Consider the following 24,028-nt stretch of genomic DNA (forward strand, 5'->3'; position numbering starts at 1 on the left):
CTACCCCCGGCCCGCGGGCGCCAAGCCGCTCCACGCGCGCCCTCGCCGTGGGTGGACCGCTCATGCCGGAACGGTGTCCGGCTCCTGCGAGGGGGCGGCGGCATCCGGTCGCATGGGCCGGAGCAGGCGCTCGGCCAGCGGGGCGAAGACCAGGCCGATGGCCGTCCAGAGGATGAGCTGGGCCGCGACCGAGTAGAAGCGGAAGTCGAACAGCACATCGGCCGGGAAGCCCGGGTAGACGATGTGGCCCTTCGGGTCGGTCAGCGGCAGCGGGGTCTCGGTGGCGTGATGGCCGAAGTTCTCCTTGTTGGACGCGAGATGGCCGAGCTGCGGCAGGAGCAGCATGACGATCCCGATCGCGACCACGAATGCGGCGCCGGCGAGGAGGGAGGCGTTCCAGTTGCCGAAGCGCGGCTGGAGTCGTCGGCCGAGCCACACCGCTCCCGCCAGGAAGGCCACGGAGCACACGACCATGATCAGATACAGGGCGCTGCGCTGCTGGATGGTGTCCTCGTGGCCGATCGCGGGCGGGTTGGCCGGGTACTTCAGGAACGGCACCAGATACATGCCGAGGAACCCGCCGGCGGCGACGAGCAGCGCCAGGGAGCGGGCCCGCAGACCGCCGGTGCGGCCCAGGCAGACGGTGTAGGCGACGGCGAACAGGGCGCCCATCGCCATACCGAAGAAGACGATGCCGACGCCGATGCCGAGGTTGGCCTGGATGGTGCGGCTGAACAGTTCGGGGCCGCCCGCCTCCGGTATCAGGCCGGCTGCCTTGTCGAGGGCGGCCTGGGCGGCATCGCGGCCGCTCTCGTAGTCGATGGCCTTGGATATCTGCGGCTCGGCGAAGATCCGCGCGAAGACGAAGGCGAGCAGGCCCGCGACTGCGCCGGCGAGAACGCCGCGCAGTATGAGCTTCTTTTCCATGTCGAGTTGTCCGTACGTCCAGATGCGGCGGAGGGTCAGTGGCAGGGAAAGCCGAGGAAGTGGCGGCCGTCGTGGACGAACTCGTGAATGTGCATGTCGTTGCCGAACACCGACACGGCCCCCTGGTCGACGCCGATGAAGTAGTAGACGGCCAGCGCGATCAGCGCGGTACCGACCAGCCAGAGAACGGACTTGGAGATCGGCAGGACAACCGGTGTGGCCACCGGACGGGATGTGGAAACGCTGCTCAAGGTGAGCCCTCCTTCTGGGATCGTGCGTCCCTTGCGTATGCGGGCGGAGTGAGGGCTCAGTGTCTGACTTGCCGGCCACCTTCCGGTGGCGTGGCTCACAGTGGCGCGACCGTGCTGGAATCTCACCAGCTTCCTTATGCCATCACTACACGCGCAGCGTACGGATCGCTTCTCCAGGCGGTCAATCAAGCCCATGCCAAATCCGGAGCAGGGCTGGGTGGAGCTCTGGAGGCCGGCCCCCGCGCCGTTGCGGTGACGGGCCGGCGGCGTACCTTATTGCATATACTTTGCAACTGCGTTCCGTATGCGAAAGAGGTTGTCGTGGGTTCTCCGGTGGTGCTCGGGATCGAGTCGTCGTGTGACGAAACGGGCGCCGGTCTGGTGCGGGACGGGCGATTGCTGGGGCATGCGGTGGCGTCGAGCATGGACGAGCACGCCCGCTTCGGCGGAGTGGTCCCGGAGATCGCCGCACGGGCACACGTCCACTCGTTCGTTCCCGTCGTGCGGGAGGCGCTGGAGCGGGCCGGGCTGCGGATGTCGGACATCGGTGCGGTGGCGGTCACCACGGGACCAGGTCTCTCGGGGGCGTTGCAGGTGGGTCTGGCCGGGGCGAAGACCCTGGCCTTCTCCCTGGGGGTGCCGTTGCACGGCGTGCACCATCTGGCCGGTCACGTCGCGGCCGACACACTGGAGCACGGGCCGTTGCCGGACCCGTGCATGGTGCTGATCGTGTCGGGCGGGCACACGTCCCTGCTTCTCGTACGGGACCTCGCGCGGGATCCGATCGAGCACCTGGGCGACACCATCGACGACGCCGCCGGGGAGTGCTTCGACAAGGTGGCCAGGGTGTTCGGACTGCCGTACCCGGGCGGGCCCGCCATCGACCGCACCGCGCGGGAGGGCGATCCGCGTGCCGTGGCGTTCCCCCGGCCGCTGAGCGGTCCGCGTGACGCGCGCTACGACTTCTCCTTCTCGGGGCTGAAGACCTCGGCCGCCCGCTGGGCCGAGCGGCACCGGTTGCAAGGCGAAGAGCTGCCGCTCGCCGACGGGGCGGCTTCGCTCCAGGAGGCCGTGGCCGATGTGCTGACGCGCAAGGCGGTGGCGGCCTGCCGCGAGCACGGGGTGGGAACACTCGTCGTGGTGGGCGGGGTGGCCGCCAACTCGCGGGTGCGGGCGCTGGCCGAGGAGCGCTGCCGGGCCGCCGGGATCGTGCTGCGGGTACCCCCACTGAAGCTGTGCACCGACAACGGCGCGATGGTCGCCGCCGTCGGTGATCTCCTGGTCCGGGCGGGGGCCGGACCGGCCCCGCTCGATGTCTCGGTCGATCCGTCCGCGCCGCTGGAGTACGCGGCCCTGCACCCCGTCTCCCGTACCGGTGCGAGAGCGGCGTGAACGCCACCGCACACGGCCGCCGGGCGGCGCGGGGGCCGGGATGTCGGTGAACTCGCCGTGCCGGGTCCGGCGCGCGGCGGCGGCATCGGGGCCGCGCTCCTCGACACTGTGACCGTGGACGCGCCCGGGGAACCCTGCCGCCTGCCGACTTCCCCGCGCACCGAAACAACTCTGGCCTGCCACCGGCGCCTTGGGCGGGTGCGGGCCACCCGTCCGGCGTCCGAAGGATCCGGAGGCGCGGCATTCTCCGGCCCCCGGCATCCAGACCAGCGCGGCCGTTCCCCCTTCCTGTCCGGCCCCCTTCCTGTCCGACCGATCCACCGGAGCACTGAACTTTGCGTACCGCCGACATCCGCAGCAGATTCCTCGACTACTTCGCCGAACGCGGCCACACGGTCGTCCCGAGCGCGCCGCTGCCCACCCCTGACCCGACGCTGCTGTTCGTCAACGCCGGCATGGTGCCTTTCAAGCCGTACCTGACGGGCGAGGCGGCCGCGCCGTGGGAGCGGGCCACCAGCGTGCAGAAGTGCGTACGGACCCTGGACATCGAGGAGGTCGGCCGCACCACCCGGCACGGCTCCTTCTTCCAGATGAACGGCAACTTCTCCCTCGGGGACTATTTCAAGGAGGAGGCCATCGCCTACGCCTGGGAGCTGTCCACGAACGCACGGGACGGCGGCGGCTACGGCCTGGATCCGGAGAAGATCTGGGTCACGGTCCACCACTCCGACTCCGAAGCGCGCGCCCTGTGGCGGCGGATCGCGGGGCTGCCCGACGAGCGGATCGTGGCCCGCGGGGACGAGGACAACTTCTGGTCGATGGGCGTACCCGGCCCCTGCGGTCCCTGCTCCGAGCTGTACTACGACCGGGGACCCGCACTGGGCCGCGAGGGCGGCCCGGCCGTCGACGAGGACCGGTACATGGAGTTCTGGAACCTCGTCTTCATGCAGTACGAACGCGGCGAGGGCCCCGGCAAGTCCGGCTACCCGATCCTCGGCGAGCTGCCGCGCCGCAATATCGACACCGGCATGGGCCTGGAGCGCATGGCCACCCTCCTCCAGGGCAAGGACAACCTCTACGAGATCGACGAGACGCGCCCGGTCCTCGACCGGGCCGCGCTGCTGGCCGGTGTCCGGTACGGGGCGGACAAGGAGACCGACGTACGGCTGCGCGTGGTGGCCGACCACGTCCGCACCGCGCTGATGCTCCTCGCCGACGGCACCGCTCCCGGCAACGAGGGCCGCGGCTACGTGCTGCGCCGCATCGTGCGCCGCGCGGTGCGCTCCATGCGCCAGCTCGGCCACCAGGATCCGGCCCTGCCCGAGCTCCTCCCGGTGGCCCGGGACTGCATGGCGCCCAGCTATCCCGAGGTGGCCGAGGCCTATGCGCGGATCAGCGACCAGGCGTACGGCGAGGAGGACGCTTTCCGTACCACCCTCAAGCAGGGCACCACCGTGCTCGACACCGCCGTGGCCAAGGTGAGGGCGGAAGGTGGGCGCACGCTGCCGGGCGCGCAGGCGTTCCTGCTGCACGACACCTACGGCTTCCCCGTCGACCTCACGCTGGAGATGGCGGCCGAGCAGGGCGTCGAAGTCGACCGTGCGGGCTTCACCGCTCTGATGAACGAGCAGCGCGAACGGGCCCGCGCCGACGCCCGGGCCCGTAAGTCCGTTGGCACCGCCGACACTTCGGCGCTGCGCTCCCTGCTGGACGCGCACGGGCCCACCGACTGGCGGGCCTGGTCCACCCTGACCACCGAGTCGCGGGTGCTGGGCATCCTGGGTGCCACCGGTCCGGTCCCCGTTGTCCGCGAGGGCGAGATCGCCACCGTGGTCCTGGACCGTTCGCCCTTCTATGCCGAGTCCGGTGGTCAGGAGAGCGATGCCGGCCGGATCTCGGGAGCCTCCGCCGAGGCCGAGGTCCTGGACGTACAGCGTCCGCTGCCCGGACTGATCGCCCACCAGGTACGGGTCACCGCAGGGGAGTTGACGGCGGGCGACGACGTGGTCGCCGCTGTCGACGCCGAATGGCGGCTAGGAGCCCGCCAGGCGCACTCCGGCACCCACGTCCTGCACGCGGCCCTGCGCGAGACCCTGGGCCCCACGGCCCTCCAGGCAGGCTCGTACAACCGGCCCGGCTATCTGCGCCTGGACTTCCCCTGGCGCGGCGGCCTCTCCACCGGCGTCCGCGGCGAGATCGAGGAGGCTGCCAACCGGGCCCTGCGCATGGACCTACCGGTCGGGGTCGAGTGGATGACGCTCGCCGAGGCCAAGGAGCGGGGCGCGCTGGCCCTCTTCGACGAGACGTACGGGGAGAAGGTGCGCGTCGTCGAGATCGGCGGGGCCTGGTCACGCGAACTGTGCGGCGGCACCCACGTCGAGCACGCGTCCCAGATCGGCACCGTCGCCCTGACCGGGGAATCCTCCGTCGGCGCCGGGATGCGGCGGCTGGAGGCGGCCGTGGGTATCGAGGGCTTCGGCTACCTGGCCCGCGAACGGGACCTGGTCTCCCTGATCGCCGGGCAGCTCGGCGCGCCGCGCGCGGAGCTGCCCGAGAGGATCGCCGGCCTCCTGGACCGGCTGCGGACAGCCGACCGCGAGAACACCCGGCTCAAGGCGCAGGGCACCGCGGCGAGGGCCGCGGAACTGGCCGCCGCCGGGGTGGACGCCAACGGCACCCTCGTCGCCACCGCCAGGGTGACCGGCACACCCGGCGACGCACGCGCCCTGGCTCTGGCCGTACGCGACCGCCTCCCGGCGAACCGCCCCGGCGCCGCTGCGGTCGCCACACAGGACGGCGCCCTGGTACTCGCACTCAACCACGCCGCCACCGAAGCAGGGCAGAACGCATCCACCCTGGTCAAGCGGGTACTTGACGGCCGCGGTGGCGGCTCCCCCGAGATCGCCCAGGGCGGTGGGCTTCCGGGTGAGCGGCTTGACCGCGTGCTGGCCGATCTGCCCGGGATCATCAGCGGTGGCTGACGGCGGGACCGGGGGTGCACAGGGATCTCCGGTGTGGTGGTGCGCTCCTTGACAGCCCCGTCACACCGGAGATCTCGCATTGTCCAGGTCCCCGTACCCACACGCTCGCGGTCCGTACGTCCGGCCGGCATCAGGACCTCGCGGCGGCCGGTGGCCCGGGGCGGTCCCGGAAGGGCTCCCCCGGCCGATAGCAGCACCGGGCCGCGATCGAGCAACGCCCCCAGGACCGGCCGCGCACCCGCACCATCGGCGTGTGCCCGTGCCGGCCTCGGGAGCGCGGCCCATGTCAGTGGGTGCCCGTGTCAGTGGGTGAAGGTGAACCAGTTGAGGTTGACGAAGTCCGAAGTACTTCCGGAGAAGACCAGGTAGACGTCGTGGACCCCGGTCGCGGGCGCGACGATGTTGGCGGGGACCGTCTGCCAGGCCTGCCAGCCGCCGTTGTTGGCGAAGTCGATCTCGGCGATCTTCGTGCCGGTGGTGCTGCCCAGTCGCACCTGGATCGCGCCGCTCACGCCGGCGGCGGCGCCCGAGGCGATACGGGCCCGGAACTGCCCGGGTGAGGCCGAACCGAAGTCCAGCGATGAGAACTTCAGCCAGTCGCCGTTGGCCAGATAGCCGACGTCCTGGCCGCCGCCGGAGTCGGAACAGCTCTCCGTGGTGGTGCCGCTCTGGGACGCGTAGGACTCGGCCTGGATGGTGGTGTAGGCGCTGGTGCCCGTGCCCCCCGGACCCGATCCGGCGCCCGCTCCCAGGGAGATGGTCCACGAGGTGGGGGCGTTGTCCTGGATGTGGCCGTCGACGGGGGCGGAGCCGGTGGGGCCGACGTCGTCGTACGGGAAGGCGTAGCCGATGCTCGCGTACTGGTGGACGAGCCGGGCGTAGTGATTGGTGACGGGGTCCGTGTAGTACTGCGACGGGGCCACCCCGTCGGGCTGGTTGTTCCCGCCGGAGACCAGGAGGCTGCTGCGGTTGAGCGCGGCGGAGAGGCGGGCCGCGATCGCGCCGCGCGCGTCGCCACCGGAGTTGTAGAGCGGTCCGGAGGCGCAGCCGAAGATGTCGGTGGCGCTGGGCTTGGTGAACGGGACGCCGTTGGTGTTCAGTCCGGAGAAGACGATGGCGCCACCGGAGACGGTGCCGGTGTACGAACCGATGCTGCCCTGGCCGTTCACCTTGAGAGAGGTGGACGCGTACCGGGTCCACACTCGGTTGAGGTAGTCGTCCCAGTAGTTGCCGAAGTCCACCGGGGAGTGCGAGGGCGCCATGACCCGCAGCACTCCGCCGGAGGAGTCGCTGACCACCAGCCTGTCCCAGGGCGCGCCGTCGGCCGCGTGCTGGGCTTTCAGGCCGGAGGCGATGGAGGCGAGGGCGCCGCTGGGCAGCGGGCTGACCGTCTGGTTGCCGCCGCTACCGGTACTGGACATGGAGACCGGCAGCGCGACCATGTCGACGTAGGAGATGTTGGCGTAGAGGTTGGCGCTGTTGAAGGTGAACTCGCAGAAGGTCCAGTTCGTCGCCCAGTTCGGGTCGGAGCTCACCAGTGCCGGCTGGACCACGCCGGGTACCGTGCCCGGGTTGACGAAGAACTTGAGCTTCTGGCCGACCGAGAACCAGACCCGGCCTCCGATGATGTAGTCGTTCAGGGGCACCGTGGTCGCAGCCGACCCCGAGGCACCCAGCGTGATGGAGTAGTCGGCGATCGGGGTGACCGGGGATGAGGGGTTCGGCAGCCGGTTGACGGTGCCGTTCGCGGAGACGAAGACCGGCCAGCCGCTGCTGTCCGTACCGGAGATGTACGCGTACACCGTGTTACTGCCGGAGTTGTTCCGGAGCGACACCGGGAGCGAGGCGCCCGCTGCCGCCGCCCTGGAGACGAACGGCGACAGTGGGGAGAGGACGGTAGCGGCGGCGGTCGCGCCGGCCGCGTTGAGGAAGGTACGTCGTGAGACCACTGGCCCTCCCGAGGCATGACGGCCCATCAGGAACGTCATAGGTGGGGGTGTTGCCGTGATGCGACCGTGACAGTATTGGATTGGACCAATAGGGGTCAAGAGATGTGCGGGATCAGTCCGGGTCGGTGTCCCTGTCCGGGTCGGTGTCCCTGTTCTGCCGATAGCCACCTGCGGCCCCCGGAAGGCACGCATCACAGCAATCTCCACGACAACCGCCCAGGACCAAGGGCGGGTACCGTGCGCGGGCAGCGGCCGCAGTGTCAGCCGGCACTCCCACAGGCACCCGGCCAGGGTGGAGCTGAGGCAGCCCACGGCGCGCAGCTGGTCGTGGTCGCGGGTCATGCCGGCGACCATGCCGATGCGATGGACGCGCCGCCCGCGGGCGGGGATGCAGCCCCACTCGAAGTCCTCGGCGGTGTCCCGTGGAGTGGGGGGGCCTGCCCGCACGATGGGGCAGGTCATCCGAACCGGCTTTTCCTGTAGGGGAGTTGAGAAGGATGTCACTGTGCCCAGGCCTTGTCCGGAAGAGCGAAGACCCTCGTCACCACCCGGTGTGACCAAGCCCGCTACTTGGCACAGGGGAACGTTCGTGACCTGCGCTGACGCCAAGTAGCTCCAGCAATTGGCGGTACGGAATCCGAGAGATAGTTGGCACATTGGTACACCGCAGGTCAGGGGGTGTTCCGCCGGGAGCACGAGGCCCGCTTCCCCTTGCGTCCGGAGACCCCTGCGTGCGTCCGACGGAGTTCAGATCCCGCCACACCTTCTCTGCTGATGAGCCGTATGGTGATGCATCCAGAGCACTACGTCGCAGACCCGAAGCGCACTGACTGTCGCGGGAAGATTGGCGGCCTGCCGCAGGGCAATCAGTTCTAGGTGCAGCGCATGGTTGTCGGCGTGCAGGGCGCCATGCAAGTCGAGCCAGAACGACTTCGGCCGGCCGAGGATGCAGCGAACAACCTGGTCGTAGACGGGCAGCAGTCGCGGCCGCTTCCGGGCGAGGAGCTTGCCAGCCGTCACCCATCCGATTCCGGGCTGATCAATGAGAACGCGCCAGGCAGTATGCGCGGGCGACCCTTCGGTCAAATCGGCGGCTTCGGCCTCGACCATGTCGAGGCCGGATGGCACACCCCTCAGCAGTTTGGACAAGCGGAGACCCAGTTCGCCCTCGAGAAGGTCCAGGGCGGCCTCCGCAGGAATCCTGACGGACAGGGTCTGCACAGCTATCAAGTCATCGGCGGTCAGTACGTTCGCAACCGGCTCACGATCTCCTCCGCCGGCCAGATGCTCGAAACGACTACCGGTGAACGGCACTGCTTCATGGAAATGACTGGTGCCGAAGTAGCGCTGGAGATTGGGCACAGCCTGATCGGAGGCGATGAGGCTGCTGAGTCGGCGAGTGAGCGGCGATTGACTCAACGCCGCAACCAGACGGCGAAGGCGTCGACGAGGCCAGCGTAGAACCGCTCGTCGGGCACCGATCCGGGGTTCTTGCTCGCGTCGTAGAAGGCGACGTTGGTGAAGGTGGCGGAGGTGGACGCGTTGAGGTTCTTGTAGAACCCGAGCTTGCCGCGTCCGAATCCGACGAACAGCCAGAACACTCCCAGTGATGCGGTGTTCTGCAGCATGGAGCGCACCTCAGCCTTGTCCCAGGGCTCATCGCCAACCTGGGTCACGATGAAGGCGGGATCAGTGGCTCCGGATTCCTGATAGTGCTGTACCGCGCGACGCATCGCCTCGGCGACGTTGCCCCATCCCCAGTCGACCTGGGTGTGCAACTGCCCAATACGACCACGGTAGTTGTCCAGCCGGATCTCTTCCAAGAACGGCTGTTCGCCGCTGGAGAAGATCACTGGCACCGTGCCGTCGTCGTCGAGGTTGGCCGACATCGCCAGAACGCGTTCGGCGAAGGCCTGCACCGCGAACGACTCGTACAGCTCCTCCATATGCCAGTCGTGGTCCAGGATCAGGTAGACCGCGGCCCGCCGGTCCGAGATGTTCCGGTCCGTGAGGGCCTTGCCGGCCTGGCGTGCCGGAGACAGCAGTCCGGGGGCCAGCTGTTGGACCTTCGACAGATCCACCGCAGGCCCCCCGGGGCGTGAGTGCCGATGTCCTTGTGCAGGGAGGGGCGCGGGGGTGGAGGCCGTCGGCTCGGATTCGACATCGACGCCGTAGTCGGTCGCGAGACCTGCCAGGCCCGAGGCGTAGCCCTGGCCCACAGCACGGACCTTCCAATCGGTATTTCGTCGGTAGAGCTCCGCCAGAACCACGACCGTCTCCCCGGATGTGAAGTCCGGCGCGGTGAACGACAGAACGGACGAGTTCGGCTGGGTGATGGTCAATGACGGTGCGCGGGTGAAGACGGCACCTGGCTGCAGCGGGTCGGCGCTCGCCACGACAACCATTCGGTCAACGTCAGCTGGGACGCGCGCGAGGTCGGCGGTGACTGCGGACCCGGCGATTGATACGCCGTCTTGGACTGGGTGGTTATAGAAGACCAAATCGTCATCGCTACGGACTCTGCCGTCCGCTCCCAGCAGCAGTGCCGAGACATCCGAAGCAACACCTCGAACGGACACGTCCAACACCACGGGGGCCGGCTTCAGCCCCGCGTTCTCGCCTTTTCGTAACGACGTCGTGTGCATCATCGCCCCCTTGATCGCCGAGAGAGTAACGCTAGACCCCTCCTGCGCAACCGTCCCGCGTTTGGACGAGATTCGCCCCTGTTGACGCCTACGCTCACTGCCCGCCCACTGGGCTGCAAACTCCCTCACGAGCGGATGTTCCCCGCATGCACTGCCGAAGCATGTGTAAGTGCCACACTGTGCCCTCGGGGAAAGGGGTGGAACATGGGATTTGGTTTCCGTGTCGGTGTGCCGGGGCTGAGTGTGCGGGTCTCTACGCGTGGCGTGCGGACCTCTGTCGGTCCGCGTGCGGCACGACTCAGTGTGGGGAGCGGCGGCGCCAGAGTCTCGACGGGGTTTGGCCCCTTCTACGCGTCGAGCTCTCTACGCGGCAGTAGCCGACGGACGACCACTCGGCGTACCACCCGGTCTCGATCGGTCGCCCCTTCGGCCGCACAGCTCGAACGCACACGTCGTCAGGCCGAAAGGGCACAACAGCAGGCAGCACGCGACGCCGCCATCGCTCAGCTGCAGGAGCTGAGACGACAAATGACCAGCATGCATCTGCAATCCTTCGCCGCCGCGCAACCACCCCAGATCTCGACCACCCCGCCGCTAGGGCTTCCTTGGGCACTCGCCGAGGCCCAGGCCTTTCATCTCCAAGGCGTGGGCAGGCTGGCGCGCGCCGAGCGCGCTGCGGCAAAGCAGCGCGCTCAACAAGACGCTTCCGCCTACCTAGCCGAAGAAACAGCACGCCTCCACGCTGTCCGCGCGCAGTTGGTCACCGAGGCCGACCAGTGGTGGCACGCACTGCTCTCCAACGACGAGGCCACCGTCTGCGAGGCAGTGAACACCGCCTTCTCCGACAACCCGGCCGCCGGCTGCGCTGTCGGCGTGGACGGCGCGGTTCTGTCGGTCGTCATGCGGCAGCAAGACCTCGACACGATGCCCACCCAGACCGCGGGCCTGACACCCAGCGGGCGTCCGACTCTGAAGAACCTCACCAAACGCGACCGCACCCTGTGGTGGCTGACAGCCATGGGCTCCAACATCGTCGCCACTCTCAAAGAGGGTTTCGCAACCGCCCCCGCGATCACAGCCATCGACCTGGCCGTCATGACTCGCCTTCCTGATACGCAGCGACTCGGCTTCGTCGCCTACGGCAGGTGGACACGCCACGCCATCGAATCCACCCCCTGGCGGGATGCCGAGGACGCCCTGCGCTTCCTGGACATCGGGCAAGACGTCGCCTGCTCCGTCACCACCACGTCCTCCGGCAATCTCTCCAGCACGATCAAGCCGCTCAGCGCTACCCGTGTCCCCGGCCTCCAAGACCTGCTGGACCACGCGCAGGACGACCCCGATCCCGACGAACCGTCGCTCGCCGACCTGGACATCACCCTCGGCTCCAACGCGCCTCCGGACCACCGGACCCCGCTCGGCGACCCGTACCAGATCAGACCGTTCGCCGAGTGGAAGCAAATCACCGTCCCGCCGGCACATCCCGCGCCCGCTGGGCCGAGCGCGCCCACCGTGCTCATCCCCGGCCAGACCCTCGTCCTGCCCGAAGAAGCATGGCAGGGACTACGCGCCTCCTTCAGCTTCGCCGGTGCCGACGCCGACCTCACCCTGTTCCTCCTCGACAGCAACGGCCTGGTCTCAGGAGACGAGGACTTCGTCTTCTACAACCAGCCCTCCGCTGCCGACGGTTGCGCCCGTCTGCTCGGCAAACAACAGGAGGGACCCCGCACCGTCGAACACGCCACCGTCCATCTCTCCGCCCTGCCCGAGCGAGTCCAGCATGTCGCGGTCGCCATCAACATGGACGTCGACACCGGCCTGACCTGCGGATCCCTCACGGCGGCAAACTTCAACCTGGACTGCGCGAACGGCACCACCTGGACCTTCAGGCCTCCCGCCGACCCGTCCACCCGGGCCATGGTCATCGCCGAGCTCTACCGACACAACGCCAACAGCCAGCCAGTATGGAAGCTTCGAGCCCTCGGCCAGGGATGGGCAGACGGCCTCGATGGCCTGGCCCGCGCTTATGGAGTCGACGTCGAGTAGGCGGACAGGGAGCGGCCTTCTCGTGTATGCCCTCCATCAGCCTGCCCCACGGCTTCCCGAAGTGGAATACCGTCTATGGCTACTTCGCCCACTGGCAGCTAGACGGAATCTTCGAGCATCTCACCGGGGTGCTCCGGCACCTGGTTCCTGACCAGTGGTCCCACTCCGAAGCAGGCGATTTAGTTGACACATCGGTGCACGCTGGCGGGCTAGCGCCGTGCCCCGTGCCGAAGGCTTGCACACTCGATGCGGGCTGGAGAGGGGCCGGGACTGCAACTCCGCCTCGCTCCGACCTGTTTTACACAGAACCAGGCTGCGAGAGGGACGTCTCCGTCAGCGTCTGGGAAATTGACCGTTGAACAGCAGGTTCAAATACTCGAAAGCGGAGTAGGTACTACCTGCCTGCTCAGCATCGACGGCCTTTCGAGCCCGCGTCGCCGCAGTGTGCAGATTCGACAAGGTGCTCGTCCGTGGCGCCGCGCCGGAGCACACTGAGAACCGGCTGGCCTTCCCCTTGGGGTCGTTCATGTCCGCCAGCTGGATCTTGTCCAGCCATTCGAAGTAACCACAGAGGTAGGCAAGAGATCGGAGGGACGTCTGCACCTCCATGTACTGCGCTGCGCGCATCTCCAGATAGAAGGAGGAGACTGGCACCGCGTTGAAGTACTTCCAGGCTTTGGCGTCTCGCTCGCTCTGCAGAGGTGTCAGCCGTTCCAGGAAGATGTCGAAGCCCTGGGATACCGAGAGTGCCATCGCGTCTTCTACCGTCCCGTCGGTAGTGCCGTCTCGTCAACGGCATAGGTCTGTCCACCACTGTCGATGTTGCGGCGGGCCTTCTTGTAGGCGCGCCTGTTCGGCGGCTCGGCCGTCTTGTTCTGCTCATCCCGCCGTGCTGTGATCTCGGCCAGCACCTACCGCGCCTCCTCGATGCCGAAGTAGGGCAGGTCGACTTCCCTGGCCTGGCGAGCCGCCGTCTGAATCTCCAGATAGGCGTTGGCGGACGCGGCAGCCTGGTTCACTCGGTGCGAGGCGTTGACCGTGGTGAGGATGGCGCCGAAGCCGGACGCCACGAGGGCGATCACGCCGGCAGCCACCCGCCCTGTGGCCGAGACGAGAACGACGGTGCCCGAGATAGCCGCCAACCCGCTCGCCGGCAGGCCGAGCCAGAGGTTGATGCCGCGCCACTGCTTGGTCATCTCGAACTGCATCTGCCCGCTGTACAGAGCGCTTTCCTCAAGCCGACTCAACTCGGCCTCAATGGCGCTCCGGCGGGCTGCATCCGTCGTGCCGTCAGGTTCTGCCATGCGAACAAGGTACGAGTCAGCACTGACATTGGACGCCTGATGGAGGTCCTGGGGCAGACCGGCCAAAGCCAACTGCACCAGTTACATAACTCAGTTGAGCAACCGAAACTACCCCCGAAGGGAATCAGGAGGGCGTTGTGACGCCCTCCTGATGAGCTTGCGCCCCGCCGGTGCCATCCAGCCGCACACCGACATGTGTAGGCAGGTCGTTCGGGGTGGTGCTTCAGACGGCCAAGGCCACCAGAAAGCGGGAGACCATGTCATACGCAGCGACCGTGGCGACCGCTTCTACCGTTTCGGTCTCGCCGAACAGGCGCTTGAGCTCTTCGATGACGTGCGCGTCCACTTCGACCTGCTTCGTGGACTGGTCGGTCAGTGCGAGGAGGGCGAGCTCTTCTTCGTTGAAGACCGCGTCAGCCGCGCTGGGCTCCTTCAGGGCTTCGCACTTCTCTTCCGTACCGCCCGCTGCCAGGTAAGCCGGGTGGCGCACACACAACCCGCCTATCGCCGCACCCGGGGCATCCCCAGCCCGATCCACGAGATGATCTCCCGCTGGATCTCGTTGTTGCCGCCGCCGAAGGTGAAGATGACGGCCGAGCGGTACCCGCGCTCCAGTTCGCCGTGGAGCACCGCGCCCGCCGAGCCCTCCTTGAGGGGACCCGCCGCGCCGATGACCTCCATCAGCCAGGCGTAGGCGTCCCTGCGGGCCTCCGATCCGTACACCTTGACCGCTGACGCGTCCTGCGGGGTGAGCGTGCCGTTCTGTACGGCGTTGACCATCTGCCAGTTCAGCAGCTTCATCGCGTCGAGCCGGGTGTGGGTGCGGGCGAGGCGGCCGCGTACCCAGCCGAGGTCGATGACCCTGCGCCCGCCGTCGAGCTCCGTCTCGGCGGCCCACCGCTGGACGTTGTGCAGCGCCCGGATGGCCATGGTGCCGTGGGCGGCCAGGGTGACCCGCTCGTGGTTGAGCTGGTTGGTGATCAGCCGCCACCCCTTGTTCTCGTCGCCGACCCGGCGGGATGCGGGGACCCTGACGTTCTCGTAGTAGCTGGCGGTGGTGTCGTGCGAGGCCAGTGTGTTGATGAGGGTGCAGGAGTAGCCGGGGTCGTCGGTCGGGACCAGCAGCATGGTGATGCCTTTGTGCGCGGGGGCCGCCGGATCGGTGCGGACGGCGAGCCACACCCAGTCGGCGGTGTCCCCGTTGGTGGTCCAGATCTTCTGGCCGTTCACCGTGTAGTGCCCGGTGGTCTCGTCGCCTTCCCGCTCGGCGCGGGTCCTGAGCGCGGCGAGGTCGGTCCCGGCGTCGGGCTCGCTGTAGCCGATCGCGAAGTCGATCTCGCCCTTGAGGATCTTCGGCAGGAAGTACGACTTCTGCTCGTCGGTGCCGAACTGCATGATCGTCGGGCCGACCGTGTTGAGCGCCATCAGCGGCAGCGGCACACCGGCCTGCGCCGCCTCGTCGAAGAAGATGAACTGCTCCATCGGGGAGAGCCCGCGCCCGCCGTACTCCTCCGGCCAGCCGACCCCCAGCCAGCCGTCACCGCCCAGCCGGCGCACCGTCTCCCGGTAGAAGCGCTTCTGCGCCGCCGGGTCCGCGTACCGGGCGTACGCGTTGTCCGGTACCAGGTCGGCGAAGTACGCGCGCAGCTCGGTACGCAACTGCTGCTGTTCGGGGGTGTATTCGAGGTGCACGGCCCCTCCTCGGTGCGGCGGCTGATCGAGGGCACAGTAGAACGTGTTTCACTCTTTTGGAATGGCGAGGGACGTTCCTTCTTCCCCGTCCTGCCCTGCCGGAGGGCGGCCGCTGCGGTGCATGGGGGCGGCTGTGCCGGGCAGCCGATGCGACAGGGGGCTCCGGCCGTTGCACCCTGGAGCCAGGGTGCGGCGCGGGCCGCCCCTGACCGAGGCATCATCCGGACGAGGCAAGGAATGATTGTGAACGCGGTTCCCACCATCACCCTGAACAACGGCGTCCAGATCCCCCAGCTGGGCTTCGGTGTGTTCCAGATCGAGCCGTCCGACACCGTGGCGGCGACGCTGGCCGCGCTGGAGACCGGCTACCGGCACATCGACACCGCCGAGATGTACGGCAACGAGAAGGAGGTCGGCCAGGCGGTACGCGAATCGGGGCTGGACCGCGATGACGTCTTCGTCACCAGCAAGCTGAACAACGGCCACCACGCCCACGACGACGCACTCAAGGCTTTCGACCAGACGCTCGCCGATCTGCGTTTCGACTATCTGGACCTGTTCCTGATCCACTGGCCGCTGCCCGGTGTCGGCGACTTCGTCGAGACCTGGAGGGCCATGGAGGAGATCTACCGCTCGGGCCGCGCGAAGGCCATCGGGGTCTCCAACTTCCAGCCGCACCATCTGCGGCGGCTCCTCCAGGAGACCGAGATCGTCCCGGCGGTGAACCAGATCGAGGTCCACCCCTATCTGGCCCAGGACGAGCTCCGCGCGTTCGACGCCGGGCACCGGATCGCCACCGAGGCGTGGTCACCGATCGCCCAGGGCAGGGTCCTGGACGACCCGACGATCACCGGAATCGCCCGGCGGCTGGGCCGCACACCGGCCCAGGTCACGCTGCGCTGGCACATTCAGCGCAACGACATCGTGTTCCCCAAGTCCGTGACACGCTCGCGCGTCGAGGAGAACTTCGCCCTCTTCGACTTCGAGCTCACCGAGGCCGACATGGCCGCCATCACCGGCCTGGACCGCGGCGAGCGCACCGGCCCCGACCCGGACACCTTCAACCACGTGCCGTAGCCGGGATGGAACGGCCGGGCCCTGTGGGCAGCGGTCCCGGTGGTCGTGCGCCCCGTGTGCGGCCACCGGGGCCGGCCCGCCGCTCACAGCACCGGAGTCAGGACGACCTTTCCCGCGACCGTTCCCGACTCGGCAAGCCGCAGCGCTTCGGCCGCGCGGTCGAGCGGGATACGGGCCGCGACCGGCGCGGTGAGCGAGCCGTCGGCCAGCAGGTCCAGCACCTTGATCAGATCGGCCCGGGTGCGCGCCCGGAAGGCCGCGGCGCGCCGCTTGCCGGCCCAGATGTTGTAGAAGGTGGCACGACGGCGGTTGGGCAGCAGGTTCCAGAGAGCCAGCCGCCCGAAGAGCAGGAGTACGGGCAGCCTGGAGGATCCCGGCGTGTCACGGGTGGCGGCCGTCCCGTACGACACGAGGGTGCCGCCCGGCGCGAGCAGCCGGAACGAGTCGACGACGCCCGCACCGCCGACATGGTCGAAGACCGCGTCCACTCCCTGCGGGGCCGCGGCCCGCAGCCGGTCCCCCAGACCGGGCGCCCGGTAGTCGACAGGGACCACGCCCCGGGCCCGCAGCGCCTCGTGGTGGCGGGGCGATGCCGTACCGATCACCCGGGCCCCGGCGAGCAGGGCCAGCTGTACGAGCGTGGAGCCCACCCCGCCGTTCGCACCGTGCACCAGCACCGTCCCGCCGGCCCTGATCCGGGCGGCGCGGTGCAGCATCTGCCAGGCGGTGATCCCGTTGACGACCAGGGTCTCGGCCTCGGCCGGGTCGACGCCGGCGGGCACCGGGATCAGATCGGCGGCGGGGACCAGCATCCGGCCCGCCCAGCCCCCGGTCTTGAGCAGCGCGGCGAACCGGCGGCCGACCAGCCCGGCGTCCACGCCCGGCCCGGCTCCCACGACCGTGCCCACCACGTCGTAACCGGGCACGAAGGGGAAGGCCGGCTGGTCGAAGTACTTGCCGCGGCGCATCTGCTGCTCGGCGAACGAGACGCCGGTGGCCTCCATCTCCAGCAGCACCTCACCCGGCCCGGCCACAGGCTCCGGCCGGGCCCGCACCTCCAGACCCTCCGGCTCGACGATGCCCGGCAGAACGACCTCGGTGACCGTACGGCTCTTGAGGGGGCGGGGGTTCTCGGTGTCCGTCATCACGCCACTGCCTTTCGTCATTGCCTCATCCGTTCGTTATAGGCTCTAACTGAAGAGTGAAGCTGTTACAATCGATTGTCAAGCGCCGCACGGAAGGACCCCGCATGAGCGAAGAGAGCACACCCCCTACGCCACTCGGCCGACGTGCACGCCTGCGGGAGCAGACCAGACGGGAGGCCAAGGACATCGCCCTGGAGCAGCTGGCCAGTACGGGCCCGGCCGGGATCTCGGTCAACGCGATCGCGAAGGCGATGGGCATGACGGGCCCCGCGCTCTACCGCTACTTCGCCAGCCGCGACGAACTCCTCACCGCGCTGATCGCCGACGCCTACACCGATCTCGCGCAGGCGCTGGCATCCGCCGGTGGCGCCGAAGGGGACAGGGACGGGGACGACCTGGAGGGAAGCGCCGGAATGGCCCCCACAGGAAGCGCCGGGGCCGGTGGGGCCGGGAGCGCCCGGGGAGCGCGGCTGCGCCGGTTCGCGTACGCCTGGCGCGGCTGGGCGAAGGAGCACCCGGACCGCTATCTGCTGATCTACGGGACCCCGGTGCCCGGCTACAGCGCTCCGGAGGAGACCAGGGTCATCGCGGACGGGATGCTGCGGAGTGCGGTGGCCGCCTGCGCGGAGCTGGGGCCCGCGGACACGGCGGAGGACCGGGCGCTGCGGGCCTGGACCCGGGTGCACGGCCTGGTCGGCCTGGAGGTCGCGGGGCACTTCGAGGGCATGGCCTTCGACGTGGACCGGCTCTTCGCGGAGGAGGTCGAGAGCCTCATCCGGTGAACCGCGCCTGACCGGGCAGGGGGCCGGCCCCCCCGGGCCCCCCCGGGAGGGGGGGGGCCCCCGGTACCCGGGCCGCCCCCGGGGGGCCCCCCGCGGGCCCCCCGACCCGCCCTGGGGCCCCACTGACCCGCGCCGACCGCGATCGGACCGCGCCGGGCCCACCGACCGCGCCTTCCGGACCGGTTCCGTTTACGGGCAACGTGCCTCATCAGCAGGGCAGTTGCTCAGTCACCGCTGCCGGACGGCTGGAACTCGCACCAGACGGCCTTGCCGTCCCCGCGCGGTTCGACGCCCCAGCGCACCGACACCGCGTCGATCATCATCAGGCCGCGCCCCGAGGTCGCCGCTTCACCGGGGGTGCGGCGCCGCGGCCAGGCGCTGGACCGGTCCTTGACCCAGAGTCTGATCCGCCGCACCGGTTCGGGCAGCACTTCGAGGGTGAGGACGGCGCCGCCCTCCGTGTGGAGCAGCACATTCACCAGCAGCTCCCCAGCGGCGAGTTCCACATCGTCCACCAGCTCTTCGAGCCCCCATGCCTCCAGCGCGCCCCGCAGAACGGCGCGGGCCTCCGCGAGCCCTTCCGGGTCGGCCTGGTGGATGTACTGATGGATACGGGGTGCCTGTGGGGTGCCGGGGTCCGGCGCCCTGCGCAGCACCAGCAGGGCGACGTCGTCGCTGGTGCCCCAGCGCTCCCAGAGCCGGGCGGCCATGTCGTCGGCGAGCGCCTCCGCCGCCTCGGGGCCCCGGCGCACCGCTTCGGCGAGCGCCTCCATCCCGACGCCGATGTCCGTACCGGGCTCCTCGACCAGACCGTCGGTGCAGAGCAGGAGGGTCTCCCCCGGCACCAGGTCGAGCCGGGTCTCGGGGTACTCCTCCTGCCCGAACTCCGTGCCCAGGCCCAGCGGGAGGCCGCCGCGCACGTCCGGCCAGCCGACCCGCCCGTCGGTGTGGCGGATCAGCGGCCCCAGATGCCCCGCGCGGACCGCCCTGACCGCGCCCGAGGCCAGATCGACCTGGGCGTAGGTGCAGGTGGCGAAGCGTTCGGTGTCCAGCTCCGCGAGGAAACGGGAGGCCCGCGCCAGCACCGTGCCCGGGGAGTGGCCCTCGCTCGCGTACGCCCGCAGTGCGATGCGGAGCTGGCCCATGATGGCCGACGCGTGGGTGTCATGGCCCTGTACGTCCCCGACCACGACGCCCACCCGGCCCCGCGGCAGCGCGACGACGTCGTACCAGTCACCGCCGACCTCTCTGCCGCTCCACGCCGAGTGGTACCGCACGGCGATCTCGGCCGACGGGAATTCGGGGATGCGCCGGGGCAGCATGGCCGACTGGAGCCCGGTGGCGAACTCGCGCTCCTGGTCGAAGAGAACGGCACGCTGCAGGGACTGCGCGACGATGCCCGCGAGGCCGAGACAGAGGTTGCGGTCCTCCGACGAGAAGCGGCTGCGGCCCCGGTAGAAGAGCGCCAGTACGCCGATGGACCGGGCCTGCGCGATCAGCGGGAGGAAGGCCGCGGCGTCCAGCCCCATCCGCTCGGTGTACGGGCGGAACCGGGGGAACTCCTCGGCGAGTTCGGCCAGCGAGGTGACGAACCGGGGCTGCTGGGAGAGGACCGTGTCGGCCAGCGGCAGCGAACCGTCGAGACGGTGGCGCCCGAGGCCGTCGAGTACGTGCATCGAGTCACCGGAGAGCGCGACGAGTTCCAGCGCGCCGCCCGCGACCAGGCCGAGGACGAGCCCGTCCGCGTCGAAGCGTTCGAGCCCGTCCTCGCCGGTCAGTACCGCCGTCACGTCATCGACGGTCACCGCCCTGGACAGCGCTTCGGTGGTGCCCTGGACCATGGTGGTCATCCGCCGCCGGCCCGCTTCGACCGGGTTGACGGTGGCGAACTCGGTGAGTTCGGTGGTCGCGTTGCGCACGATCCCGATGACGCGGCAGGGGACGTCGTGTTCGTCCCGCAGGATCCGGCCGCGGGTGTGGGTCCACTGCCGGATCCCGTTGCGGCGCCGGAGCTGGAAGTAGGCCCCGTACGAGGAACGGCCGCTCCGGATGGCCTGGGTGAGCGCCGCGTCGAGCCGGTTGCCCTCCTCGGGCGGGATACGGCTGCCCAGCGATTCGGGGCGGCCGTCGAACTCGTCGGGGCGCAGATCGAACACCGCGAGACCGGGCTCGTCGAACTCCAGCGTCCCGCCGCGCAGATCCCAGTCGAAACTTCCCATACGGTTGAGGGCCAGCCGCTCGCCGGGCCCGATCTGGGGTAGATCTCGTCCTGCCATACGGTCGCTCCGGAGGAGGGCTGAGGTGCCCAAAGCTTAACTTTTCGCGGTGGGCACCGCATCCGGTTGGCCTCGCGCCCGGTGGCCCCGTTCCTCCGCCTCCGCGCTCGTTCGCCCCCGTCCGTCCGGCGCGGAGTCCGTCCGCCCGGAGACAGCAGCCACCCCGACGAGGCCGGACGCAGGCTCGGGCCGGGCGGCCGGGCGGCCCGGCGGCCCGGCGCCGCTACCGCCGCTCCAGAGCGCCCCGGACGAAAGCGGCCTGGCCGACGTGCTGCATATCGTCGCCGATCACACTGATCAGTCGGACACCGAGGGTGACCGGCGGCGACCACGCCTCGTCCACCACCCGGTCGAGCGCCGCGTCGTCCAGTCCCCGGACGAACTCCACGGTCTGTTCGTGCACCGCGTCGTAGTACCCGGTCAGCAGCGCGGCGTCGGCACGTACCTGGGCGACCTGCTCGGCGCTCTGCCCGTAGCCGGTCTCGGTGTCGGTGAAGGGCAGCCCGAAGCGGTCGGCCCAGCCCTGTGCCAGCCACACCTGTTCCTTCCCGGCCGCATCGGCCACATGGTCGTCCTGCACCCGGGCCAGATGCCAGACCAGCCAGGCGATCGAGTTCGCCCCGCTGTCCAGCTGGGCGGCGAGATCCCCGGCCGGGAGGCCGTCGACCGCCTCGTGCACGGACTCCTGGACGCGGTCGAACGCGTCTGCCAGAACGTCTGCGGTGTTCATCCGCTGCTCCTCGGCCGTACGAGTGGGACCGCACCGGTCGGCCGTGCCCGGAGAGGTCTGTGTGCCCTGCGTGCTCACCACCTTCGCCGGTCACCCGTCCCGGCAGAGTGTTCGACACGCACCCGTCGCCCAAGGCCGCCCGGCGCCTTCACCCGCCGTTCACCGAACAGGCCGTCCATGTCATGTCCCGTACCGCTCGGGCGACTTATGATCGCGTCGCCCGCAGCGCGACGGCAGTACGACAGGCCGGCGCCCCGGGCCCTGTCCACCCGCCCCCGCCGGAAGGCCCGTTCCATGCTCTTCGGACCACCACGCTCCCGCCGCAGAACCCGCGCGTCGGCCGCGGCCGTCGCCGTCGCCACCGCTCTGGCCGCCGCACTGCTCGCGCCCTCGGCCGAGGCCGCTCCCCTGGTGCGGCAGCCGACCGCGTACGTCGACCCGCTGATCGGATCCACCAACGGCGGCAACACCTACCCCGGGGCCACCGCACCGTACGGAATGATCGGCTGGTCCCCGACCAGCACCAACGGCGACCAGACCAACACGGCCGCCGCCAACGGCTACGAGTACAACGCGACGCGGATGCGGGGGCTGAGCCTCACCCATGTCAACGGCGCCGGATGCGCTCCCGGCGCCGCGGGCGACGTACCCGTCATGCCGTTCGTCGGCGCTGTCACGTCCTCCCCCTCGGCCGACACCAAGGACGCGGTCTACGCCTCGGGCTTCAAGCACGAGAACGAGAGCGCCACTCCGGGCCGCTACCGGGTGGGGCTCGACTCCGGCGCATCGGCGGACCTCGCCGTCAGCCCGCGGGCCGGTGTGGCCGACTTCTCCTTCCCGGCCGGGAAGCCCGCCAGTCTGCTCTTCCGCGTCTCCAACTCGCTCAACGGCAGCGAGGACGCCCATGTAGACATCGACACCGCCCACCACAAGGTGACCGGCTGGGTGCTCACCGGCGCCTTCTGCGGCCGGCGCGCCAACGGCGGCACCAACAACCGCAAGAGCTACTACAAGCTGTACTTCAGCGCCTCCTTCGACCGGGCCTTCTCCTCGCACGGGACCTGGAAGGACGGCACGCTCTCGCCGGGCTCCGTCTCCGGTTCGGGCGGCGAGGGCTATGCGACGGGGGCGGACCGCGCGGGCCGCGGTTCGGGCGGCTACGTCGGCTTCGACACCTCGTCCGACAACGATGTCAGAATGCGTCTTGGCATCTCGTACGTCAGCCTCGGCGGCGCCGAGACCAATCTGCGCAAGGAGATCGCGCCGCGGGCGAGCGTCGCGGACGTCGCACGGAGCACCAGCCGCTCCTGGGACCGCGAGCTGCGGGCGGTACGGATCGCCGGCGGCAGCACCGCCCAGCGCACCACCTTCTACACGGCGCTGTACCACTCGCTGATGGAGCCGAACCTGATCAGCGACACCGACGGCCGCTACCCCGGCATGGACGGGGTCCCGCACCGGATCGGACGCGGCCAGCGGGCGCAGTACAGCAACTTCTCCGGCTGGGACCAGTACCGTGCGCAGATACAGCTGCTCGCCGCTCTGAAGCCGGAGGTGGCGGGTGACTTCGCGCAGTCGCTGTACAACTTCTCCCGCCAGAACGACGGTGTGTGGGACCGCTGGGTGCACATCAGCGGCGCCACCCATGTGATGACCGGCGACCCCACGGCGGCGACCCTGGCCACCTTCTACGCCATGGGCGTACGGAACTTCGACTACCGGGGCGCCTTCGACTCGCTGGTGCGCCAGGCCACCGTCCCCCGGCCGGACGACCTGTCGGACGCCGGGTGCCCGGGTCAGTGCACGGGCCAGCGCCCCAACCTCGCCCAGTATCTGGTCTCGCACTACGCGCCCCAGGACGTCTGCCACTGCTGGGGCGGCGCCGCCGAGACGCTGGAGGACGCGGTGGCGGACTCGGCGCTGGCGAAGTGGGCGCGGCTGCTCGGCCGGTCCGACGAGGCCGCCGAGTTCGGCGCTCGCGGCGAGTGGTGGCGCAACGTCTTCAACCCGGAGGCCACCGCGGACGCCGGGTACGTCCAGGCACGCGACGCGGACGGTTCCTGGGTGACGCCCTTCAGCGCGGGCAGCGATCTCGGTTTCGCCCAGGGCACCAGTGCCACCTACAGCTGGATGGTGCCGCAGGACGTCCAGGGACTGGCCGATGCGATGGGCGGGCGCCCGGCCGCGGCGGCCCGGCTCGACGGTTTCTTCCACACGGCGGACGGCGCCTGGTCGGTCCGGGGCGGTGACGCCCTGCGCTACGACCCGACCAACGAGCCCGGCATCCACGCCCCTTGGCTCTACAACGCGCTCGGGCAGCCCTGGAAGACCCAGGCCACCGTCCGGCAGATCCTCGACACCGTGTACGGCACAGGACCGGCCGGGCTTCCGGGCAATGACGATCTGGGCACCATGTCCGCCTGGTATGTCTTCTCGGCGCTCGGCCTGTACCCGCAGACACCGGGCAGCGCGTCGATGCTGGTGGGCGCCCCGCTCTTCCCCAAGGCGGTGGTGAGCCGCGCGGGCCGGGGCGACATCACCCTGAGCGCCCCGGCGGCGGACGCCTCGCATCCGTACGTCAGCGGGCTCTCGGTCGACGGCCGCAGCACCGACCGCTCCTGGACCGGCGCCGGTCTGATCACCTCGGGGGGACGCCTCGCCTACCGGTTGTCGGACAAGCCCGACACCACCTGGGCGACGGCGCCCGGCAGCCTTCCGCGCTGACCGCCCAGCGCGTCCACGGGTGCCGGGGCAGCCGCTGCCCCGGCCCCCGGCACCCCGCCCGGGGGGCGGGGCGGGGCAGGGCCCCGGCGGGGCGGCGCCGATCTCGC

At 69.8% G+C, this 24,028-nt stretch carries 19 protein-coding genes and 1 riboswitch; of the genes, 6 read left to right on the forward strand and 13 right to left on the reverse strand.

The window, feature by feature from the left end; translation table 11 throughout:
- Window positions 1-60: 60 nt before the first annotated feature.
- Window positions 61-927 carry a CbtA family protein gene (locus ACFXBC_RS11560; RefSeq protein WP_385021933.1) on the reverse strand — a complete coding sequence of 289 codons (867 nt, stop codon included), beginning with the start codon at window positions 925-927 and terminating at the stop codon, window positions 61-63.
- Window positions 928-962: 35 nt separating this feature from the next.
- On the reverse strand, window positions 963-1,178 hold the full coding sequence (locus ACFXBC_RS11565; RefSeq protein WP_385021936.1) for a CbtB domain-containing protein: 216 nt from the start codon (window positions 1,176-1,178) through the stop codon (window positions 963-965).
- Window positions 1,179-1,237: 59 nt separating this feature from the next.
- A riboswitch (cobalamin riboswitch) is annotated at window positions 1,238-1,312 on the reverse strand.
- Between the two features lie 187 nt (window positions 1,313-1,499).
- Here ACFXBC_RS11565 and tsaD point away from each other — a divergent pair.
- Both tsaD and alaS read left to right on the forward strand, forming a co-directional pair.
- Window positions 1,500-2,570 (forward strand): tRNA (adenosine(37)-N6)-threonylcarbamoyltransferase complex transferase subunit TsaD, encoded by a 1,071-nt coding sequence (tsaD, locus tag ACFXBC_RS11570; RefSeq protein WP_385021939.1) that lies wholly within the window; start codon window positions 1,500-1,502, stop codon window positions 2,568-2,570.
- A 335-nt stretch (window positions 2,571-2,905) separates the two neighbouring features.
- Window positions 2,906-5,551 (forward strand): alanine--tRNA ligase, encoded by a 2,646-nt coding sequence (gene alaS, locus ACFXBC_RS11575; RefSeq protein ID WP_385021942.1) that lies wholly within the window; start codon window positions 2,906-2,908, stop codon window positions 5,549-5,551.
- A gap of 302 nt (window positions 5,552-5,853) precedes the next feature.
- Here alaS and ACFXBC_RS11580 read toward each other — a convergent pair whose 3' ends face one another.
- The 3 genes from ACFXBC_RS11580 to ACFXBC_RS11590 all read right to left on the reverse strand — a co-directional run bounded on the left by ACFXBC_RS11580 (window position 5,854) and on the right by ACFXBC_RS11590 (window position 10,145).
- Window positions 5,854-7,500 (reverse strand): beta-1,3-glucanase family protein, encoded by a 1,647-nt coding sequence (locus tag ACFXBC_RS11580; protein ID WP_385021945.1) that lies wholly within the window; start codon window positions 7,498-7,500, stop codon window positions 5,854-5,856.
- A 747-nt stretch (window positions 7,501-8,247) separates the two neighbouring features.
- Entirely contained in the window at window positions 8,248-8,862 is a 615-nt protein-coding gene (locus ACFXBC_RS11585; protein ID WP_385021948.1) for a DUF6308 family protein, read from the reverse strand.
- A 53-nt stretch (window positions 8,863-8,915) separates the two neighbouring features.
- A complete protein-coding gene (locus ACFXBC_RS11590; protein WP_385021951.1) occupies window positions 8,916-10,145 on the reverse strand; it encodes a VWA domain-containing protein in 1,230 nt (409 codons plus the stop codon).
- 528 nt (window positions 10,146-10,673) lie between these two features.
- Between ACFXBC_RS11590 and ACFXBC_RS11595 the strand changes: the two genes are divergently transcribed.
- Complete coding sequence (locus tag ACFXBC_RS11595; protein ID WP_385021954.1) at window positions 10,674-12,191, forward strand: TerD family protein; 1,518 nt, start codon at window positions 10,674-10,676, stop codon at window positions 12,189-12,191.
- 333 nt (window positions 12,192-12,524) lie between these two features.
- On the opposite strand, the gene ACFXBC_RS11600 is transcribed toward ACFXBC_RS11595, so the two are convergent.
- The 5 genes from ACFXBC_RS11600 to ACFXBC_RS11620 form a co-directional block, all read right to left on the reverse strand.
- Entirely contained in the window at window positions 12,525-12,944 is a 420-nt protein-coding gene (locus ACFXBC_RS11600; protein WP_385021957.1) for a hypothetical protein, read from the reverse strand.
- A gap of 8 nt (window positions 12,945-12,952) precedes the next feature.
- Window positions 12,953-13,102: a hypothetical protein gene (locus ACFXBC_RS11605; RefSeq protein ID WP_385021960.1), complete on the reverse strand. Its 150-nt coding sequence runs from the start codon at window positions 13,100-13,102 to the stop codon at window positions 12,953-12,955.
- Window positions 13,103-13,495, reverse strand: a complete 393-nt coding sequence (locus ACFXBC_RS11610) for an SLATT domain-containing protein (RefSeq protein ID WP_385021963.1) — start codon at window positions 13,493-13,495, stop codon at window positions 13,103-13,105.
- 223 nt (window positions 13,496-13,718) lie between these two features.
- Window positions 13,719-13,985 (reverse strand): hypothetical protein, encoded by a 267-nt coding sequence (locus ACFXBC_RS11615; RefSeq protein WP_385021966.1) that lies wholly within the window; start codon window positions 13,983-13,985, stop codon window positions 13,719-13,721.
- Window positions 13,986-13,996: 11 nt separating this feature from the next.
- On the reverse strand, window positions 13,997-15,187 hold the full coding sequence (locus tag ACFXBC_RS11620) for an acyl-CoA dehydrogenase family protein (RefSeq protein ID WP_385021969.1): 1,191 nt from the start codon (window positions 15,185-15,187) through the stop codon (window positions 13,997-13,999).
- A 243-nt stretch (window positions 15,188-15,430) separates the two neighbouring features.
- Between ACFXBC_RS11620 and ACFXBC_RS11625 the strand changes: the two genes are divergently transcribed.
- Window positions 15,431-16,264 (forward strand): aldo/keto reductase, encoded by an 834-nt coding sequence (locus ACFXBC_RS11625; RefSeq protein ID WP_385021972.1) that lies wholly within the window; start codon window positions 15,431-15,433, stop codon window positions 16,262-16,264.
- An 83-nt stretch (window positions 16,265-16,347) separates the two neighbouring features.
- On the opposite strand, the gene ACFXBC_RS11630 is transcribed toward ACFXBC_RS11625, so the two are convergent.
- Window positions 16,348-17,409: a medium chain dehydrogenase/reductase family protein gene (locus tag ACFXBC_RS11630; RefSeq protein ID WP_385021993.1), complete on the reverse strand. Its 1,062-nt coding sequence runs from the start codon at window positions 17,407-17,409 to the stop codon at window positions 16,348-16,350.
- 104 nt (window positions 17,410-17,513) lie between these two features.
- Here ACFXBC_RS11630 and ACFXBC_RS11635 point away from each other — a divergent pair, with 104 nt between their 5' ends.
- On the forward strand, window positions 17,514-18,191 hold the full coding sequence (locus tag ACFXBC_RS11635) for a TetR/AcrR family transcriptional regulator (RefSeq protein ID WP_385021975.1): 678 nt from the start codon (window positions 17,514-17,516) through the stop codon (window positions 18,189-18,191).
- A gap of 224 nt (window positions 18,192-18,415) precedes the next feature.
- Here the strand turns inward: ACFXBC_RS11635 and ACFXBC_RS11640 are convergent, their stop codons facing one another.
- Both ACFXBC_RS11640 and ACFXBC_RS11645 read right to left on the reverse strand, forming a co-directional pair.
- Window positions 18,416-20,467 carry a SpoIIE family protein phosphatase gene (locus ACFXBC_RS11640; protein WP_385021978.1) on the reverse strand — a complete coding sequence of 684 codons (2,052 nt, stop codon included), beginning with the start codon at window positions 20,465-20,467 and terminating at the stop codon, window positions 18,416-18,418.
- 223 nt (window positions 20,468-20,690) lie between these two features.
- A complete protein-coding gene (locus tag ACFXBC_RS11645; RefSeq protein WP_385021981.1) occupies window positions 20,691-21,197 on the reverse strand; it encodes a DinB family protein in 507 nt (168 codons plus the stop codon).
- A gap of 294 nt (window positions 21,198-21,491) precedes the next feature.
- Here ACFXBC_RS11645 and ACFXBC_RS11650 point away from each other — a divergent pair, with 294 nt between their 5' ends.
- Window positions 21,492-23,921, forward strand: a complete 2,430-nt coding sequence (locus ACFXBC_RS11650; protein WP_385021984.1) for a GH92 family glycosyl hydrolase — start codon at window positions 21,492-21,494, stop codon at window positions 23,919-23,921.
- Window positions 23,922-24,028: the final 107 nt, after the last annotated feature.

This window comes from Streptomyces sp. NPDC059398, from assembly GCF_042751845.1.
Lineage (GTDB): Bacteria > Actinomycetota > Actinomycetes > Streptomycetales > Streptomycetaceae > Streptomyces.

What these genes read in the sequence shown, in the direction of transcription:
- ACFXBC_RS11560 (WP_385021933.1), bottom strand. Translation starts at nt 927, where the DNA reads ATGGAAAAGAAGCTCATACTGCGCGGCGTTCTCGCCGGCGCAGTCGCG.
- ACFXBC_RS11590 (WP_385021951.1), bottom strand. Translation starts at nt 10,145, where the DNA reads ATGCACACGACGTCGTTACGAAAAGGCGAGAACGCGGGGCTGAAGCCG.
- ACFXBC_RS11595 (WP_385021954.1), top strand. Translation starts at nt 10,674, where the DNA reads ATGACCAGCATGCATCTGCAATCCTTCGCCGCCGCGCAACCACCCCAG.
- ACFXBC_RS11600 (WP_385021957.1), bottom strand. Translation starts at nt 12,944, where the DNA reads ATGGCACTCTCGGTATCCCAGGGCTTCGACATCTTCCTGGAACGGCTG.
- ACFXBC_RS11610 (WP_385021963.1), bottom strand. Translation starts at nt 13,495, where the DNA reads ATGGCAGAACCTGACGGCACGACGGATGCAGCCCGCCGGAGCGCCATT.
- ACFXBC_RS11630 (WP_385021993.1), bottom strand. Translation starts at nt 17,409, where the DNA reads ATGACGGACACCGAGAACCCCCGCCCCCTCAAGAGCCGTACGGTCACC.
- ACFXBC_RS11635 (WP_385021975.1), top strand. Translation starts at nt 17,514, where the DNA reads ATGAGCGAAGAGAGCACACCCCCTACGCCACTCGGCCGACGTGCACGC.
- ACFXBC_RS11640 (WP_385021978.1), bottom strand. Translation starts at nt 20,467, where the DNA reads ATGGCAGGACGAGATCTACCCCAGATCGGGCCCGGCGAGCGGCTGGCC.
- ACFXBC_RS11645 (WP_385021981.1), bottom strand. Translation starts at nt 21,197, where the DNA reads ATGAACACCGCAGACGTTCTGGCAGACGCGTTCGACCGCGTCCAGGAG.
- ACFXBC_RS11650 (WP_385021984.1), top strand. Translation starts at nt 21,492, where the DNA reads ATGCTCTTCGGACCACCACGCTCCCGCCGCAGAACCCGCGCGTCGGCC.